Origin of the sequence: Weizmannia acidilactici, from assembly GCF_008974225.1 — a bacterium.
Lineage (GTDB): Bacteria > Bacillota > Bacilli > Bacillales > Bacillaceae_C > Weizmannia > Weizmannia acidilactici.
In genome coordinates, this window is the sequence record NZ_BKZR01000140.1 from 1 (window position 1) to 207 (window position 207).

Annotated in this window: 2 tRNA genes; both read left to right on the forward strand. The window is 51.7% G+C overall.

The window, feature by feature from the left end:
- The first annotated feature begins 39 nt into the window (after nucleotides 1-39).
- Nucleotides 40-116 (forward strand) — tRNA-Ile (locus tag GBH70_RS16550).
- 13 nt (nucleotides 117-129) lie between these two features.
- Nucleotides 130-202 (forward strand) — tRNA-Ala (locus tag GBH70_RS16555).
- Nucleotides 203-207: the final 5 nt, after the last annotated feature.

Sequence of the window (207 nt, forward strand, 5' to 3'; positions counted from 1 at the left end):
ATGAATCCTTTCTAAATATATTATATTTCCTTTCATTAAGGGCCTGTAGCTCAGCTGGTTAGAGCGCACGCCTGATAAGCGTGAGGTCGATGGTTCAAGTCCATTCAGGCCCACCATCCCTTAATGAACGGGGCCTTAGCTCAGCTGGGAGAGCGCCTGCTTTGCACGCAGGAGGTCAGCGGTTCGATCCCGCTAGGCTCCACATGA